Raw genomic sequence first — 16513 nt, 5'->3', positions numbered from 1 at the left:
CGTGCAACGTTCGCGTGATACATGACGCGAATGTTATACCGTAGGGTGGGCTCCCCGAGCCCACGCGCAACGTTCGCGTTATGCCAGCGTTCGCGTGGGCACAGGGTGCCCACCCTACGTAGTATCACGTAGAGCGCTGCGTAATCATGCGCTTGCCGGCCGCCGACCCGTGCAAGATACTGACAGGCACGCTGCAATCCAAGCAAGCCGGCATCGACCGGTCCGGCAGCGCATCCAATCGGAGGAGTCAACATGAAACGTGTCACAAGCCAGCTCGGCTGGGCTGCGCTATCGCTCGCGGGCGCCGCCTCGCTCGCCTACGTCGCCCTGAAGCGCGGCGAATCCATCAACGCGGTCTGGGTCGTCGTCGCGGCCGTCTGCGTCTATCTCATCGCGTACCGCTTCTACAGCCGGTTCATCGCCGACAAGGTGATGGGCCTGGACGCCCGCCGCCAGACCCCGGCCTACAAATACAACGACGGCCTCGACTTCGTGCCGACGAACCGCTACGTGCTGTTCGGCCACCACTTCGCCGCCATCGCCGGCGCCGGCCCCCTCGTCGGGCCCGTGCTCGCCGCGCAGATGGGCTATCTGCCGGGCATGCTGTGGATCCTGGCCGGCGTCGTGTTCGCCGGCGCCGTGCAGGACTTCATGGTGCTGTTCATCTCGATGCGCCGCGACGGCCGCTCGCTGGGCGACCTGATCAAGTCCGAGATGGGCGAGATCCCCGGCGTGATCGCCCTGTTCGGCACCTTCATGATCATGGTGATCATCCTCGCCGTGCTGGCGCTGATCGTCGTGAAGGCGCTGACGGCATCGCCGTGGGGCGCATTCACCGTGATGGCGACGATCCCCATCGCCCTGTTCATGGGCATCTACTCGCGCTACATCCGCGTGGGCCGCATCGGCGAAGTGTCGCTGATCGGCTTCGTGCTGCTGATCGCCGCCATCGCCGGCGGCCAGTACGTGCACGACTCGGCCACGTGGGGCGCGATGTTCAACTTCACCGGCACCCAACTGACGTGGATGCTGATCGGCTACGGCTTCGTGGCGTCCGTGATCCCCGTGTGGCTGCTGCTGGCGCCGCGCGACTACCTGTCCACGTTCCTCAAGATCGGCACCATCGTCGGCCTCGCGCTGGGCATCGTGTTCGTCGCCCCGATGATGCAGATGCCGTCGATCACGCGCTTCATCGACGGCACGGGCCCGGCCTGGTCCGGCTCGCTGTTCCCGTTCCTGTTCATCACCATCGCGTGCGGCGCCGTGTCCGGCTTCCACGCACTGATCTCGTCGGGCACGACGCCGAAGATGATCGAGAACGAGCAGCACGCCCGCTTTATCGGCTACGGCGGCATGCTGATGGAATCGTTCGTCGCCATCATGGCCCTCGTCGCCGCGTCGACGATCGACCCGGGCGTCTACTTCGCGATGAACAGCCCAGCCGCCGTCATCGGCACCACCGCGCAGACCGCGGCCGCCGCCGTGTCGAACTGGGGCTTCGTGATCACGCCCGACCAGCTGACGCAGATCGCGAAAGACGTCGGCGAAAACACCATCATCTCGCGCGCCGGCGGCGCCCCGACGCTGGCCGTCGGCATGGCCCACATCCTGTCGAACGTCATCGGCGGCAAGGTCATGATGGCGTTCTGGTACCACTTCGCGATTTTGTTCGAAGCGCTGTTCATCCTGACCGCCGTCGACGCGGGCACCCGCGCCGGCCGCTTCATGCTGCAAGACCTGCTGGGCGCGTTCGTGCCGTCGTTCAAGCGCACGGAATCGCTCCCGGCGAACCTGATCGCCACGGGCCTGTGCGTCAGCGCCTGGGGCTACTTCCTGTACCAGGGCGTCGTCGATCCGCTGGGCGGCATCAACACGCTGTGGCCGCTGTTCGGCATCGCCAACCAGATGCTGGCCGGTATCGCGCTCACCTTGGGTACCGTCGTGCTGTTCAAGATGAAGCGCGGCCAGTACGCGTGGGTATCGATCGTGCCAACGATCTGGCTGCTGATCTGCACGCTGTCGGCGGGCTGGCTCAAGATCTTCGATCCGAACGTCAAGGTCGGCTTCATGGCGCACGCCCACAAGTTCCAGGCCGCGCTCGACCAGGGCCAGGTGCTGGCACCCGCGAAGTCGCTCGACCAGATGGGCCGCATCATCTTCAACGACTACGTCGACGCCACCCTGTGCGGCTTCTTCATGGTCGTCGTCCTCGCGGTGCTGCTGTACGGCATCCGCACGGTGATCGCCGCGCGCAAGATCGACCGTCCGAGCGCCCAGGAAACGCCGTACGTGCCGGCACCCACCGCGTCGATGGCCGAGGTGCAGTGATGCTCGGCGCGCTGGCCCAGGCAGGCCGCTATCTCGGGCAAAGCATGCGCCTGATGGTCGGCCTGCCGGAATACGACACCTATGTGGCGCACATGGAAAAGACGCATCCGGATCAACCGGTCATGAGCTACGAGGAGTTCTTCCGCGAGCGCCAGCAGGCGCGCTACGGCAACGGCAAGCGCGGCGGTTGCTGCTGAGTAGGGTGGGCACTCCGTGCCCACCATGCGTTACCGAGACGCATGCGCCTGGTGGGCTCGGGGAGCCCACCCTACGTTCCTGACGACAAGACTCGTTTCCTGAGCGGCGCACTTCGTCGCTCTCTCCCGCTTCCCGCCCTTGCCTTCCCCGCCACTTTGCGCCAGCACAAACGGCGCGCCATGGCCCTCCCCTATAGTCAGTTCCTGCAAGTATTTGCTTTCTTGCATGGTGAGCCTGTGCCCACGGGTTCGTTCGCAGCGCCGATCGCAGTCTTCGTCTACCCATGCTGAATCTCGAGCGCTCAAGCCTCAACCGCAAACTGACGTCGATGTGCCTGCAGGCCGCGGCCAGCGCGCTGCTCGTCGTCTACGTCGCCTTCGCCGTCGCGACCGTGACCGGCCAGCGCCGCGCGGAGCGGCAGGAACTGGACGCGCTCGCGGCCGTGGTGGCACAAGGCGCGCTCGACGCCGTGCAGTTCAACGACCGCCGCCTGGGCACGCAGCTGCTGGCGGCGCTGGCGGCGCGTCCCGGCATCGCCTGCGCCGTCCTGTACGACGCGCAGGGCCGTCCGTTCGCCGCCTGGCATGCCGACGGCCGCGCCGTGGGCCAGGACGAGGCGCTGGACGGCCTCGCCCCCGCCACCCTCGACGCCGCCGCGCGCACGGGCAGCCTGCCGTGGCTGCCGCTGCTGCGCGTCTACCGCATGCTGGGCACGCCGGCGGATGCGGACGGCCACGCGCTGCCGCCCGTGGGCGCCGTGATGATCGAGAGCGACCTCGTGCCCGTGTGGCTGGACATCGCGCGCGCGCTGGGCGTGATGGCGGCCGCACTGGGCGCCGCGCTGGCGACGGCGTTCGTGCTGGCGCGACGGCTGCGGCGCAGCATCGGCGATCCGATCGGCAAGCTGATCAACGCGGCGCAGAAGGTATCGGCCAGCCAGAACTACACTCTGCGCATCGCCCACAACCGCAGCGACGAACTGGGCGTGCTGATCGACAGCTTCAACAACATGCTGGCGCAGGTCGAAGGCCGCGGCGCCGCGCTCACCCACCACCGCGACGAACTGGAACGGCAAGTCAGCGTGCGCACGGAGCAGCTGGAAAAGGCGAAGAACGCGGCCGAGGCGGCCAGCCGCGCGAAAAGCGCGTTCCTCGCCACGATGAGCCACGAGATCCGCACCCCGATGAACGGCGTGCTCGGCATGACGGAGATGCTGCTGGGGACGGAACTCACCGAGACCCAGCGCAACTACACGCGCCTGGTAAAACAGTCGGGCGAGCACCTGCTGGTGATCATCAACGACATCCTCGACTTTTCCAAGATCGAGGCCGGCAAGCTCACCGTCGAGTACATCAATTTCAACCTGTGGGACCTGCTGGACGACATCCACACGGTCTACACGCCGCAGGCCGAGGCGAAGAACATCCTGCTGCACTTCGACATCGCGAACGACATTCCCGTCGCCATCTGCGGCGACCCGAACCGCCTGCGCCAGATCATGGCGAACCTGCTCGGCAACGCCCTCAAGTTCACGGACCACGGCCGCATCCTCGCCAGGGTGCGCGTCGCGAGCGAGGACAACCAGGCCGTCATGCTGCGCTTCGAAGTGCACGACACGGGCATCGGCATCTCGCGGGAAGCCCGCAGCCGCATCTTCGAAGCGTTCTCGCAGGCCGACGATTCGACGACGCGGAAGTACGGCGGCACGGGCCTGGGGCTCGCGATCTCGAAACAACTCGTGGAACTGATGGGCGGCGCGATCGGCGTGGAGAATGCGCCCACGCAGGGCTCCGTATTCTGGTTCACGGTGGCCTTCGACAAGCGCCGCGTCGACCCCGACGCGCCGGGCGACCACCAGCACACGATCGACGGCCTGCGCGTGCTCCTCGTCGACGAAAGCGAAACGAGCCGCGTGGGCCTCGAACGCCACCTGGCCACGTGGCGCATCGCGTGCGACGCGGCGGACAGCGCGGACGAAGCGCTGGCCCGCCTGGACGAGGCGGCGCGCGCCGGTGAACCGTACGACGCCGCGATCCTCGACATGGAACTGGCGCACACGAGCGGCCTGCTGCTGGCCGCGCAGATCAAGTCCGGCGCCGCCACGCGCGCGACGCGGCTTGTCCTGCTGAGCCCCGAACGCCTGGCCGCCGATCCCGTGCAGCGGCGCGAGGCGGGCGTCGCGTACCAGCTGATCAAACCGGCGCGCGCGGCCGACCTGTTCGCCTGCCTCGCGACGCCGCCGCGCGGCAAGGTGGCGCCGGCGCCGCGCTTCCTGCCGCCGCGGCCCCTGCAGCTGGACGCCCACCGCCCGCGCACGCGGCGCGTTCTGCTGGCCGAGGACAATCCCGTCAACATCGAAGTGGCGCGCGCCATGCTGGAAAGCCTCGACCTGCAAGTCGATTGCGCCCGCAACGGACAGGATGCGCTGCAGGCGGTCCGGAACACCACGTACGACGCCGTGCTGATGGATTGCCAGATGCCCGTGATGGACGGCTTCGCCGCGACGGCCGCGATCCGGCGCGACGAACGCGAGGCGGGCCGCGGCCGCGTGCTGCCGATCATCGCCATCACGGCGAACGCGCTGCAGGGCGACCGCGAAGCGTGCCTCGCGGCCGGCATGGACGACTACCTGTCGAAGCCGTTCAGCCAGCAGGAGCTGGCGGCCGTGATCGGGCGCTGGATGGCGCTGCCGCTCGCCGCGACCGTGCACCACGACGACGCGCCGCCGCGGCTGCCGCGCGAATCCGTCGACGTGATCCAGCGCGACGTGATCAACCGCGCGGCGCTGGACAAGATCCGTGCACTGTCGCGCGAGCGCGGCGACGCCCTCGTGCAAAAGGTCATCGCCGCCTACGTCGACGACGCGCCGCAGCAGCTGCGCCAGCTCCAGGACGCCATCGACGGCCTCGACACGGGCAACGTACGGCGCATCGCGCACACGCTGAAATCGGCCAGCGCGAACGTGGGCGCCGAGGCCCTCGCCGCCATGTGCAAGGCGCTGGAACACCTGGGCCGAGCCGACACCACCGAAGGCGCCGATGCGATCCTGACCGACATGGAGCACGAATTCCAGGCCGTCCGGCATTCGCTCTCCGCCCTCCTCGAAAAGGAAACCTGACATGCCAGCCCACTCCACCCGCCAGCGCGGCACTGTGTTGGTCGCGGACGACGACCCGGTGATGCGCCTGTTGATGCTCGAGATGCTGGACAGCGTCGGCCTCGATGGCATCGAAGCCGCGGACGGCGCGCAAGCCGTGGCCCTCGCGCACGCGCGCACGCCCGACCTGATCCTGCTGGACATCGAGATGCCGAAGATGGACGGCTTTGCCGCCTGCCGCGCGATCCGCGACCTGCCGAACGGCGCGACGGTACCCATCGTGATGGTCACGGGCGGCGACGACCTGGAAGCCGTCACGAACGCGTACGAGGCCGGCGCCACCGACTTCGTGTCGAAGCCGATCAACTGGCCCATCCTCGGGCACCGCGTGCTGTACGTGCTGCGCGCGTCCGACGCCATCGTGCGCCTGCGCATCGCCGACGCCCAGAACCGCGCCGTGCTCGCGGCCATTCCCGACACGTTCTTCCGCATGTCGCGCGACGGCGTCTACCTCGATTACGAACCGGGGTGCGAAGGCCTCGGACGGGGCGCGCGCGACGCGGCGGGCGAAGAGACCCTCATCGGCCGCCACGTGGCGGACGTGCTGCCGCGCGACATCGCCGAGCGCCTGCTCGAACAGGTGGCGACGGCGCTCAGCGTGCGCCAGGTGCGCTCGATCGAATACGAATTGATCCGCTTCGGCGAACCGCAGCACGTCGAAGCGCGCCTCGTCGCCACCGGGCCGGACGAAGTGCTGGGCCTCGTGCGCGACATCAGCGAGCGAAAACGCGCGGAAGAACAGATCCGGCGCCTCGCGTACTGCGACAGCCTGACGGGCATCCCGAATCGCCAGGCGTTCCTGGAGACCCTGGAGCGCGAGCTGCAGCGCTCGAAGATCGGCAACAAGAAGTTCGCCGTGCTGTTCATGGACCTCGACGCGTTCAAGCGGATCAACGACACGCTGGGCCACGACGTGGGCGACCAGTTGCTGAAGCAGGTCTCGGACCGCCTGCGCGAGACGATCCGCCCGAACGATTTACTATCGCGCGGCGACCTGCTCCCGCGCGCGGACGCGGACACGAACCTCGCGCGCCTGGGCGGTGACGAATTCACGATCCTGATTCCCGACCTCGAACGCGTCGAACACGCGCTCAACGTGGCGCACCGCGTGAAGGACGCCATGCGCCGTCCCTTTCTCATCGAGGGCAACGAGATCTTCGTCACCGCGAGCATCGGCATCTCGCTGTTCCCCGAGGACGGCGACGACTGCACGTCGCTGCTGAAATTCGCCGACACCGCGATGTACCACGCGAAGACCTGCGGCAAGAACAACGCGAAGCTCTATTCGTCGTCGCTGACGATGCAGATCATGAGCCACGTGAAGCTGGAAGTGGGTCTGCGCCGCGCGCTGCAGAACAACGAGCTGTACCTGCTGTACCAGCCGCAGCTCGACGTGCGCTCGTCCGAGATCGTCGGCGTGGAGGCGCTCGTGCGCTGGCGCCACGCGGAGCGCGGCATCGTCTCGCCGAACGAATTCATCCCATTGGCCGAGGAGACGGGCCTGATCGTGCCGATCGGCGAATGGGTGCTGCGCACGGCGTGCACGCAGGCGCGCCACTGGCAGAAGCTGACGCGGCGGCCCGTGCGCATGGCCGTGAACCTGTCGGCCAAGCAGTTCAAGGACGAGAACCTGTCGCAGATCGTACTGTCCGCGCTGCACGACACGGGCCTCGACCCGCGCCTGCTGGAACTGGAGCTGACGGAAGGCACGCTGATGGACGACGCGAAGGCCACGCTGGCCACGCTGGAACAGCTGCGCGGCATCGGCGTGTATTTGTCGATCGACGATTTCGGCACCGGCTATTCGTCGATGAACTACCTGAAGCGCTTCGACGTGCGCGCACTGAAGATCGACCGCAGCTTCATCAGCGGCCTGCCGCAGGATTCCGAGAACGCCGCGATCACGCGCGCCATCATCGCGATGGCGCACGGCCTCAAGATGATCGTGGTCGCGGAAGGCGTCGAGACGGGCGAGCAGCTCGGGCTGCTGGAGGAATACGGCTGCGACCTCGTGCAGGGCTTTTATCTCGGACGTCCCGCGCCGGCCGAGGCGGTCACCGCGATGCTGCAGCGGCTGTGGGTGCCGGCCCCCGCGCGCTGAACCTGTCGGCGTGCGCGGATGGCGAACGTCCGCGTGGGCGGGGGCCGCCCACCCTACCGGGATCGCGGGCACCGCGTGCCCACGCGTGACGTGTGCGCTGGCGAACGTCCGCGCGGGCGGGGGCCGCCCACCCTACCAGGATCGCGGGCACCGCGTGCCCACGCGTGACGTGTGCGATGGCGAACGTCCGCGCGGGCGGGGGCCGCCCACCCTACCGGGATCGCGGGCACCGCGTGCCCACGCGTGACGTGTGCGCTGGCGAACGTCCGCGCGGGCGGGGGCGCCCATCCTACCGGGATCGCGGGCACCGCGTGCCCACGCGTGACGTGTGCGCTGGCGAACGTCCGCGCGGGCGGGGGCCGCCCACCCTACCGGGATCGTGGGCACCGCGTGCCGCGCGTGACGTGTGCGCTGGCGAACGTCCGCGCGGGCGGGGGCCGCCCACCCTACCGGGATCGCGGGCACCGCGTGCCCACGCGTGACGTGTGCGCTGGCGAACGTCCGCGCGGGCGGGGGCCGCCCACCCTACCGGGATCGCGGGCACCGCGTGCCCACGCGTGACGTGTGCGCTGGCGAACGTCCGCGTGGGCGGGGGCCGCCCACCCTATCGGGATCGCGGGCACCGCGTGCCTACGCGTGACGTGTGCGCTGGCGAACGTCCGCGCGGGCGGGGGCCGCCCACCCTACCGGGATCGCGGGCACCGCGTGCCGCGCGTGACGTGTGCGCTGGCGAACGTCCGCGCGGGCGGGGGCCGCCCACCCTACCGGGATCGCGGGCACCGCGTGCCGCGCGGACGTTCGCCGTAGGTACGTAGGGTGGGCACCCCGTGCCCACGCGAACGCCAACATGACACGAGCGTCACGCGTGGGCACGGGGGTGCCCTCTACGACCGTCAGCGCGTGAACGTCAGCATGTGCACCGGCGCCCCCGGCAGCAGCGGCGTCGGCTTGCCGCGTACCCAGTCGTCGTGCCCCTTCAGGAAGTACGGCGACAGCGGATGCCCGCTCTGCCCGCCCGGCATGTCGAACAAGCCCTCTTCCTCGCGGCCCGGCGTCACCGTCAGGCGTTCCGACTGGCCGAACTTCGGACCCGTAACGCGCGGCATGTTGCCGTCGCCCGGCAACTGGTCCGGCGGGGCGCTGAGCCAGCGGCGCAGCGCCGGCACGGCGATCGTGAACGGATGCGCGATGGCGGCCGTGTTGCGCTGGCCCCAGGTCGCCTGCGCGAGCGGCGTACCGTCCGCCGTCAGGTCGGCGATGGCGCGGTCGACGGCGGCCAGCTGCAGATCCTGCCAACTGGCGTAGCCGGTCGGCAGCCACGCGGCCGGCCGCGCGTCCAGCAGGCGTGCGATGACCTCCGGCCAGCGCGCCGTCGCGACGACGATGCCGGCTTTCGGATCCAGCGTCGCGAGTTCCGCATCGACGCCGCCGAACAGCATGTCGTGCAACGACCACATGAACTGGCGCGCCAGGCGGTAACCGACGGACGTTGTGCTGGCATGTCCGTCCCAGCTGCGCTCGAGCAGGCGGCGGAACTCGGCCCGCTGCGGATGGTTGGCGAGCGCGCCGGCATCCAGCGCCGCCAGCGCGCGCTCGCGCCACTGCGCGATGAACAGCGCGCGGTCGTCGAGCGAGGCCTGGAATGCGGCCGGCACGTCGGTCTTGTCGCCCAGTCCGCGCACGTTGCCGCTCAGCTGGTTGACGCGCGCGCCCAGGTCGAAGCCGCCGTCGCCGATCGTTTGCGCCGCATCGCCCGCCAGCTGGCGGCTGTTCGCCGTCACCAGCTGGCCGCCGGGCGGGTTCACGACGCGCGGATGCTGTTCCGGCGCCAGCAGGCTGTCCCACGTGGACACGGCGCCGTCGGCGGCGAGGGGGAACGAGACGGCCAGGCCGCCCTGCACCCGGCGCGGCAGCGCGCCGGACAGGGTCCAGGCGATGCCGCCGCGGTCGTCGCCGAGGACGACGTTCTGCGCGGGGATGCCGTCGCTCGCCGCGGCGGCCAGCGCCTCGTCGAGGTTCGTCGACGCTTCCAGCTTCAGGTGGTTCAGGTTCAGCGACTCGGGCGAGTGCGCCACCCAGTGCACGGCGTACATCGTGCCCTCGACCGTGCGGATGGGCCCGAGGCTCGTCTCCAGCACGGTCAGCGACTGCGCCGGCTCGCCTTTCACGAGCACCGACTCCGTGTGCGCCACCGGCGTTTCCCAGCCGGACGGCAAGCGCACCTGGCCGGGGTGATCGGGCGCGGTGCCCAGGCGGACGAGGTCGAGCGTGTCCGCATAGCTGTTCGTGAAGGCCCATGCCACGTGGCCGTTGCTGCCGACGATCACCGCGGGCGGCGTCCCCGGCAACGTCACGCCGACGACGCGGCGCGGCTGGCCGTGCGCATCCACGAATTGCAGCGCGACGCGGTACCACGTGTTCGGCAGTTGCAGGCCAAGGTGCATGTCGTCCGAGACGATGGCCCCGCCGTGCGCCGTGCGCGTGCCGGCGATGGCGTAGTTGTTGCTGCCGACGGCGTCCGTGAACGCGACACCCGCCACCTGCCGTGCCGGCACGCCGTCCTTGCGGCCCCACCACGCGGGCGCGGTGGACGGGATCGGCGCCACCGCCAGCGCGACGGCGGGCGCGTCCAGCGGCGTGTCCCAGCGCGACGCTTCCGGCAGCAGGAACGCCAGCTGGGCCGGGTCGGTGTGCGCGGCCAGCCAGCCGCGCGCCAGTTCACGCGGTTCCTGGTTGCCCTGCAGGTCGAAATACATGGCCCACATCGCGAGCAGCGAATCGGCGGGCGTCCACGGACGGGGCGTGCTGCGGCTCAGCAGGTACTCGAACGGCCGCGCATGCAGGGCGTTCACGCCGTCGTTGATGCCGGCCGCGTAGCGGTCCAGCAGGGTGCGCTCGGCCGGGGTCATGCGCTGCAGGACCTGTTCCGCGCGGGCGCGGAAGCGGTGCACCCGATGCGCGCGGTCGAGCGGCAGCGCCTTCGCGCCGAACAGCTCGGCCAGTTCGCCTGCGGCGCTGCGGCGCAGCAGGTCCATCTGGAAGAAGCGGTCCTGGCCGTGCACGAAACCCGTGGCGTACGCGACGTCGAGCCGGCTGGTGCCCGTGATCGTCGGCACGCCGTTCGCGTCGCGCGCCACGGTCACGGACGTCGACAGCAGCGGCGACCGGCGCTGGCCATCGAGCTCGGGCAGGCTGGCACGCAGCACGGCCCAGGCACCGCCCGCGACGAGCAGAAGCAGCACGACGATCCCGGCCGCCACCCGCAGCCCCCACTTGCGCCATCCACGTCGTACCATGCCGCTCATCCTTGGAAAAAAAGCGCATCTTGCCAGAAATCCCCGCGTGGGGCGAGTACGTGACCGTCGTTACCCGCGTTGGTTCCCTGCCCACCATTGACCGGGTTCGATAGCGCGTGCGGGCCATCCTCTAGGCTGTCCACAGGCGCGCAGGACGCGCGCATTGGAAACGGGAGGGCCGATGGTTTGCAAGCTCACCGGGATGGTCGCCCGGTCGGTGGCGCAGGCAGCGTCGCGGCGGGGCTTGGCAGCGGCCTCGGCGGGCGCGCTGGCAGTAGCGCTGGCGCTGGCGCTGAGTGGTTGCACCACGCCGCAGGACCGCGCGGCACAGACACAGGCCGACGTCGACCGGATGATGATGATCTATGGCCCCGCCTGCGCCCGCCTCGGCTATGCGGCACAGTCGGACGCGTGGCGCAGCTGCGTGATCGGTCTCAGCACGAAGTACGACCTTCAGCACTACGGGCCGCCGCCGGGCTACTACGGCTGGGGTCCTGGCTATTGGCGGGGCGGCTGGTGGGGTCCGGATTGATGAAGCCGCGCGCGAGGCGGCGCGCAAACTCGGCCTTCGTCACGGCCTCGCGCCGTTCCAGCAGGCGCTCCAGCACATGCTGGATGTGCCGCACCAGCTCCGGGTAGCGGGCGTCGGGCGGATGCAGGCTGAAGCGCACGAGCGGCGACTGCGCCAGCATGGCCGCCGTGGCGTCGGCCACGCGTCGCGACAGGATGCGCCCGCTGCGGTTGCGCGCCGCGTACACGAGCGACGGCGACAGAATCGCGTGCGTGCCGCGGCGGTTGTTCTGCGTGAAGGGGCGGCGCGCTTCGTCGAGTGCTTGCGTGCCTTGCGGGTCGAGCAGCACCGACGGTTGCTGCGCCTGTTGCGGTTGCTGCTGCGCCTGCTGCTGCGGCTGCTGCGCCTGCTGCGGTTGCTGCTGCGCCTGCTGCTGCGGCTGCTGCGGTTCCCGCGGCGTCATCAGGTCGTGGCGCCCGGGCGCAGCGTCGCGGCTGCGCGCGTCATGCCGGCTGCCGCCGTGCCGATCGATATTTGTCCCATCGATCTCTGTCCGATCGATGTCCGTCCGATCGATGGCGCGTCGATCGAATTCATGCCAGCCGGCGCTTTCCGGCCCGCCGAGCTCTGCCGTCCCCGTCCAATTGCCTGCATCAAACTGCCTGTTCGCACCGCCCTGCCCGGAGTAATTTCCCCCGCCATATTGCATGCTCCCGCCCCTGGACTGGACGCTCGCGCCCTGGCCGCCGCGATGGTCTCGCGTATCGCCGGCACCGTGGCGCGCCTGCGTGCGTGCGGATCGATCGGCCGGCCGCAGCGCAGGCGTCGCGTCCGCGCGCGCATCGTACGCGCGCGGCAGGCAGTGGAAATGGCTGAACGTCGTCGTGTAGTCGAACGGCGCAGCGCGCAGCGCGCGCCAGGCGCCCTCGCCCAGCAGCCAGGCCGGCGGCACGAACCCGGTCGGCGTCCAGCCGCGTGCAGCGAACCAGTCGAGGCCGAGTTCCAGCCGGCGCCGCGCTTCCGCCTCCGTCAGCGCAGCAAATTCCCCCTCGCGCCGCGTGTACACATTGCGCAGGAAACGGGAGCGCAGGCCGCCGCCGGCCGCTTCCGTGTCGAGATGGCTGTAGCCGTGCAGCGCCAGCTCGTCGCCGCGTTCCAGCGCCACGCTCAGGCACGCTTCCATGCCCGGCGACCGTTCCGGGCGGAAGTGATAGTGCGGCACGACGAGCCACGTCAGCGGTACGTCGGCCACGGCGCGCACGGCCTCCACGAGGCGCAGGCAATCCGTCCACGTGGCGGGGGCCACGTCGTGGATCGAGATGCACAGCATCTGCGGGGCGGCCGGGTGGTCAGTCTGCGACACGGAAGCGCTCTCTTTCATGCATCACCTCATCGATGACATCCTGCTCCACATACGGATGACCGCCCACCAAGGCCTCGTAGCGGCCCACAACCTGCGGCAGGATTTCGTTCCAGTCGTAGCGCTCGACCGCCCTGCGCCGGGCCGCCAGGCCCATGCGCGCCAGGTCGCGCTGGTAGATCGCCTCGATCGCACCGGCCAGGCTGGCGACGTCGTTCGGCTCGGCCAGGATGCCCGTCTCCGCGTCGACCAGCTCGGCCACGCCACCCTTGTTCGTGGCGACGACGGGCAGGCCGCATGCCATCGCCTCGAGCACGATCAGCCCGAACGTCTCGCGGTCGCCGGGGTGGACGAGCACGTCGCAGCTGGCCAGCAGGCGGGCCAGCTGGCGCTGGTCGTGCTGGAACGGGATGTGCGTCACGCGGTCGCAGAACGGCAGCGCATCGCCACCGCCCACGAGGACCAGGTGGTAGGGGGCGCCCAGCAGGCGCACGGCGTCGATGAGCACGTGCAGCTTCTTTTCCGGCGTGAAGCGGCCCGCGTACACGAGCAGGCGCGTTTCCGGCGCGAGGCCCAGGTGTCCGCGCAAGGTCGCGTCGCGGCGCTGCGGCCGGAACACGCTGCTGTCGATGCCGAGCGGCTGGTGCACGGCGCCGGGCACGCCGATCGCGTCCAGATGGTCGACCATGATGCGGCTGGGCGCCAGCACGAGGTCGAACTGGCGGTACAGGTTCGCAAGGTAGCGGCACGTGCCGCGCGCGATCCAGCGGCCGAAGCGCGGCCGCACGAGGCCCGGCAGGTCGGAGTGATAGAAGGCGACGGCGGGGATGTCGTAGCGCTTGCGCATGCGCAGCGCCGCCCACGCGCAATGCCCGGCGTCGCCCGCCTCGACGACGTCGGGCCGGACGGCTTTCAACAGCCGCGCCGGACCTTCGACGGACAGCGGCATGCGAAAGCCGTGGAAGCCCGGCACGACGGCCGACGGGATCTTGACGAGCGCGGGGACGGCGTTGCCGCACGTCTCCACGTTGGAGCTCAAGATCGTGTGCTGCACGCGACTGCGCCGCGCCAGCCAGTGCGCCTTGGCGTTCAGATAGGTGCTGACGCCGCCTCCTTCGGCCGCGTAAAACATCGTGATGTCGACGAGGTGCATGCTTGGGATCCGGTCAAAGTATCCCCACGATAGCAGCGCGGCCGGTGCGCCAGGTTTGCGCACTGTCAAGCGGACAGCGCCCGCTGCCGGGAGCCGGTGCCGCGACGCATGCGCGGCGGAACGTCCGGCCGGTCCACCGCGGCCGCGCAGGCGCGGACCGGAGGCTCAGCGCCGGTAACGTTCAGTCATTGCCGGGCGACGAGGGCCGTGCTCCCTTTTGGGGAGGCCCATTATGCACTTCGCCTGTCGAGCATGGCGCGCGCGATGGTGCCCGCGTCCACATACTCGAGTTCGCCCCCGACGGGGACGCCGCGCGCGAGGCGGCTGACCTTCAGCCCGCGCGCCTTCAGCATCTCGCTGATGTAGTGGGCGGTCGCTTCGCCCTCGTTGGTGAAATTGGTGGCGAGCACCACTTCCTTGACGTTGCCGTCGGCCGCGCGGCCGACCAGCTTTTCCAGGTGCAGGTCCTTCGGGCCGATGCCGTCCAGCGGCGACAGCCGGCCCATCAGCACGAAGTACAAGCCCTTGTACGTCAGGGTCTGCTCGATCATCATCTGGTCGGCCGGCGTCTCGACGACGCACAGCAGCGTGCGGTCGCGTTCCTCGTCCGCGCACAGGTCGCACACTTCCGTTTCCGAGAACGTGTTGCACATCGCGCAGTGATGCACGGCGTCGACGGCCTGGTACAGCGCGCGCGACAGCATGGCCGCGCCTTCGCGGTCGTGCTGCAGCAGGTGGAAGGCCATGCGCTGCGCCGACTTCGGTCCGACACCCGGCAGGCGGCGCAAGGCCTCGGTGAGAAAGTCGAGCGATTTGGACATGGGATCTCCGCCGGACTGGCTTACTGTGCGCGCCAGGCCGACAGCGCCTCGGCGGTCATGGTGGGCACGAATTCCGTCACCGCATAGGTGGCGAGGCCGGCCTGCGCGAACGGGTCGTCGCGCAGCGCGGCGTCGAGCTCGGCGCGGTTCGCGGCGTGCGCGATGAGGATGCCGCCGTCGCGCGGCTCCTTGCGCCCGGACATCAGCATGAGCCCGCGCGCATATTGCTCTTCCAGCCAGGCGCGATGCGCCGGCAGGTAGGCATCGATGCGCTCGAGCGGCGCCGTGTAGGTCAACGTAACGATAAACATGAACCGGGGTCAGAACGGCATCTTGAAACCCGGCGGCAGCGGCAGGCCGGCCGTCAGTCCGCTCATCTTTTCGGCGGCGGTGGCCTCGGCCTTGCGCACGGCGTCGTTGAACGCGGCGGCCACGAGGTCTTCCAGCATGTCGCGGTCGTCACCGAGCAGCGACGGGTCGATCGACACGCGCTTGACGTCGTTCTTGCACGTCATGACGACCTTCACGAGGCCCGCGCCCGACTGGCCTTCGACCTCGATCTGGGCCAGCTGGTCCTGCGCTTTCTTCATATTGTCCTGCATGGCTTGCGCCTGCTTCATCAGGCCTGCGAGCTGGTTTTTCATCATGATGTGTTCTCCAATGAGTCGGATGAGTAAATCGTTTATACGGTTTGACGGTGCGATTCGGGATCAGGTCGCGATCGGACGGACGGACCCGGGCACGACGAACGCGTCGAACGTGCGCGCCATGTCCTGCACGAACGGATCGGCATCGACGGCCGCCTCGGCCTCGCGCTGCAGCCGCTCGCGCCTTGCCCGCGCTTCGGCGTTGGCCGTGTACCAGGTCGGCGCGATTTCCGTCTCGACGTTTACGCGCACGGCCGGGAAGCGTTCCTGCAGCGCGGCACACAGTTTTTCGCTGTTACCGCTGGCGCGCAAGGTGTCCACGGGGACGCGCAGGCGGAACGTCGCCGCGGCGCCGTCGGCCACGCACTCGACCAGTTCGGTCTGGAACGCCAGTTGCTGGGCCACGCCGCGCAGCGGCAGCGACGCCGCCAATGCGGGCCAGTTGCCGTCCCAGTCGATCGCCGGGACGGGCGTGATGACGTACGCATACGCCGGCGCGGACGGGGCGGCCACGCGCGCAGGTGCGGACGGCGCCGCGACGGCGGGCGCATCCATCGCGACGGCCGTGTCGTCGGAAAATTCGGTGACCCAGGCCGGCGGGCCGTCGTCGGCCGCGGCCTCGTCATGGGCCGGCTGGCCCTGCACGGCCTGCGGCGCGGGAGACTGGCGCGCCATCGCCGGCTGCGGCTGGGCCGTGGCCTGCGACGGGGCGCCCCACGGCGCCGTGGGCGCAGGGGCGGCGGTCACGCCTGCAGGCGAACCTCCGGCCGGCGCGACGGACGCGGATGGTGCCGCGGCGGCCGGCGAACCGGCGGCCGGCGAACCGGCGGCCGGCGAACCTGCGGCAGGCGAACCTGCGGCAGGCGACCGGGCGGCAGGCGCATCGCCCGACGGCGCCGGACGGCGCGGCACGCCACCCATGCGGGAACCGGCGCGCGCCG

General features: G+C 69.9%; 10 protein-coding genes and 1 pseudogene. 4 read left to right on the top strand and 7 right to left on the bottom strand.

Annotated elements, in window-relative coordinates; genetic code table 11:
• Window positions 1-252: 252 nt before the first annotated feature.
• The 4 genes from HAV22_RS25605 (at window position 253) to HAV22_RS25590 (ending at window position 7784) form a co-directional block, all read left to right on the top strand.
• Complete coding sequence (locus HAV22_RS25605) at window positions 253-2328, top strand: carbon starvation CstA family protein (protein WP_166863189.1); 2076 nt, start codon at window positions 253-255, stop codon at window positions 2326-2328.
• Window positions 2328-2525, top strand: a complete 198-nt coding sequence (locus tag HAV22_RS25600; protein ID WP_056127383.1) for a YbdD/YjiX family protein — start codon at window positions 2328-2330, stop codon at window positions 2523-2525. Before HAV22_RS25605 ends, HAV22_RS25600 begins: the two co-directional genes overlap by 1 nt.
• A 284-nt stretch (window positions 2526-2809) precedes the next feature.
• Window positions 2810-5644: a hybrid sensor histidine kinase/response regulator gene (locus HAV22_RS25595; RefSeq protein WP_166863187.1), complete on the top strand. Its 2835-nt coding sequence runs from the start codon at window positions 2810-2812 to the stop codon at window positions 5642-5644.
• Window position 5645: 1 nt separating this feature from the next.
• Window positions 5646-7784, top strand: coding sequence for a putative bifunctional diguanylate cyclase/phosphodiesterase (locus HAV22_RS25590; RefSeq protein WP_166863185.1), 2139 nt, complete (start codon window positions 5646-5648; stop codon window positions 7782-7784).
• A gap of 893 nt (window positions 7785-8677) precedes the next feature.
• On the opposite strand, the gene HAV22_RS25585 is transcribed toward HAV22_RS25590, so the two are convergent.
• From HAV22_RS25585 to HAV22_RS25550, 7 genes and pseudogenes are all read right to left on the bottom strand, one after another.
• Window positions 8678-11080 carry a penicillin acylase family protein gene (locus HAV22_RS25585; RefSeq protein WP_166863183.1) on the bottom strand — a complete coding sequence of 801 codons (2403 nt, stop codon included), beginning with the start codon at window positions 11078-11080 and terminating at the stop codon, window positions 8678-8680.
• 434 nt (window positions 11081-11514) lie between these two features.
• Complete coding sequence (locus HAV22_RS31380) at window positions 11515-12972, bottom strand: polysaccharide deacetylase family protein (protein ID WP_229421419.1); 1458 nt, start codon at window positions 12970-12972, stop codon at window positions 11515-11517.
• On the bottom strand, window positions 12941-14104 hold the full coding sequence (locus tag HAV22_RS25570; RefSeq protein ID WP_166863181.1) for a glycosyltransferase: 1164 nt from the start codon (window positions 14102-14104) through the stop codon (window positions 12941-12943). The genes HAV22_RS31380 and HAV22_RS25570 overlap by 32 nt, the downstream gene beginning before the upstream one ends.
• 230 nt (window positions 14105-14334) lie before the next feature.
• Window positions 14335-14925 (bottom strand): recombination mediator RecR, encoded by a 591-nt coding sequence (gene recR, locus HAV22_RS25565; protein ID WP_166863179.1) that lies wholly within the window; start codon window positions 14923-14925, stop codon window positions 14335-14337.
• Window positions 14926-14945: 20 nt separating this feature from the next.
• A complete protein-coding gene (locus tag HAV22_RS25560; protein WP_166863177.1) occupies window positions 14946-15236 on the bottom strand; it encodes a YciI family protein in 291 nt (96 codons plus the stop codon).
• 9 nt (window positions 15237-15245) lie between these two features.
• A complete protein-coding gene (locus HAV22_RS25555; RefSeq protein WP_166863175.1) occupies window positions 15246-15572 on the bottom strand; it encodes a YbaB/EbfC family nucleoid-associated protein in 327 nt (108 codons plus the stop codon).
• Between the two features lie 63 nt (window positions 15573-15635).
• Window positions 15636-16513: pseudogene (locus tag HAV22_RS25550) on the bottom strand (DNA polymerase III subunit gamma/tau); the annotation flags it as partial.

Source organism: Telluria antibiotica (genome assembly GCF_011682055.1).
In the GTDB taxonomy this organism is placed as follows: domain Bacteria; phylum Pseudomonadota; class Gammaproteobacteria; order Burkholderiales; family Burkholderiaceae_D; genus Telluria; species Telluria antibiotica.
Note: the sequence above shows the minus strand (reverse complement) of the source record. Positions and strands in the feature narration are given on the sequence as shown.

Bases quoted from the DNA above. Each gene is read 5' to 3' on its own strand.
- HAV22_RS25605 (WP_166863189.1), top strand. From the start codon at position 253: ATGAAACGTGTCACAAGCCAGCTCGGCTGGGCTGCGCTATCGCTCGCG.
- HAV22_RS25600 (WP_056127383.1), top strand. From the start codon at position 2,328: ATGCTCGGCGCGCTGGCCCAGGCAGGCCGCTATCTCGGGCAAAGCATG.
- HAV22_RS25595 (WP_166863187.1), top strand. From the start codon at position 2,810: ATGCTGAATCTCGAGCGCTCAAGCCTCAACCGCAAACTGACGTCGATG.
- HAV22_RS25590 (WP_166863185.1), top strand. From the start codon at position 5,646: ATGCCAGCCCACTCCACCCGCCAGCGCGGCACTGTGTTGGTCGCGGAC.
- HAV22_RS25585 (WP_166863183.1), bottom strand. From the start codon at position 11,080: ATGGTACGACGTGGATGGCGCAAGTGGGGGCTGCGGGTGGCGGCCGGG.
- HAV22_RS31380 (WP_229421419.1), bottom strand. From the start codon at position 12,972: ATGAAAGAGAGCGCTTCCGTGTCGCAGACTGACCACCCGGCCGCCCCG.
- HAV22_RS25570 (WP_166863181.1), bottom strand. From the start codon at position 14,104: ATGCACCTCGTCGACATCACGATGTTTTACGCGGCCGAAGGAGGCGGC.
- recR (WP_166863179.1), bottom strand. From the start codon at position 14,925: ATGTCCAAATCGCTCGACTTTCTCACCGAGGCCTTGCGCCGCCTGCCG.
- HAV22_RS25560 (WP_166863177.1), bottom strand. From the start codon at position 15,236: ATGTTTATCGTTACGTTGACCTACACGGCGCCGCTCGAGCGCATCGAT.
- HAV22_RS25555 (WP_166863175.1), bottom strand. From the start codon at position 15,572: ATGATGAAAAACCAGCTCGCAGGCCTGATGAAGCAGGCGCAAGCCATG.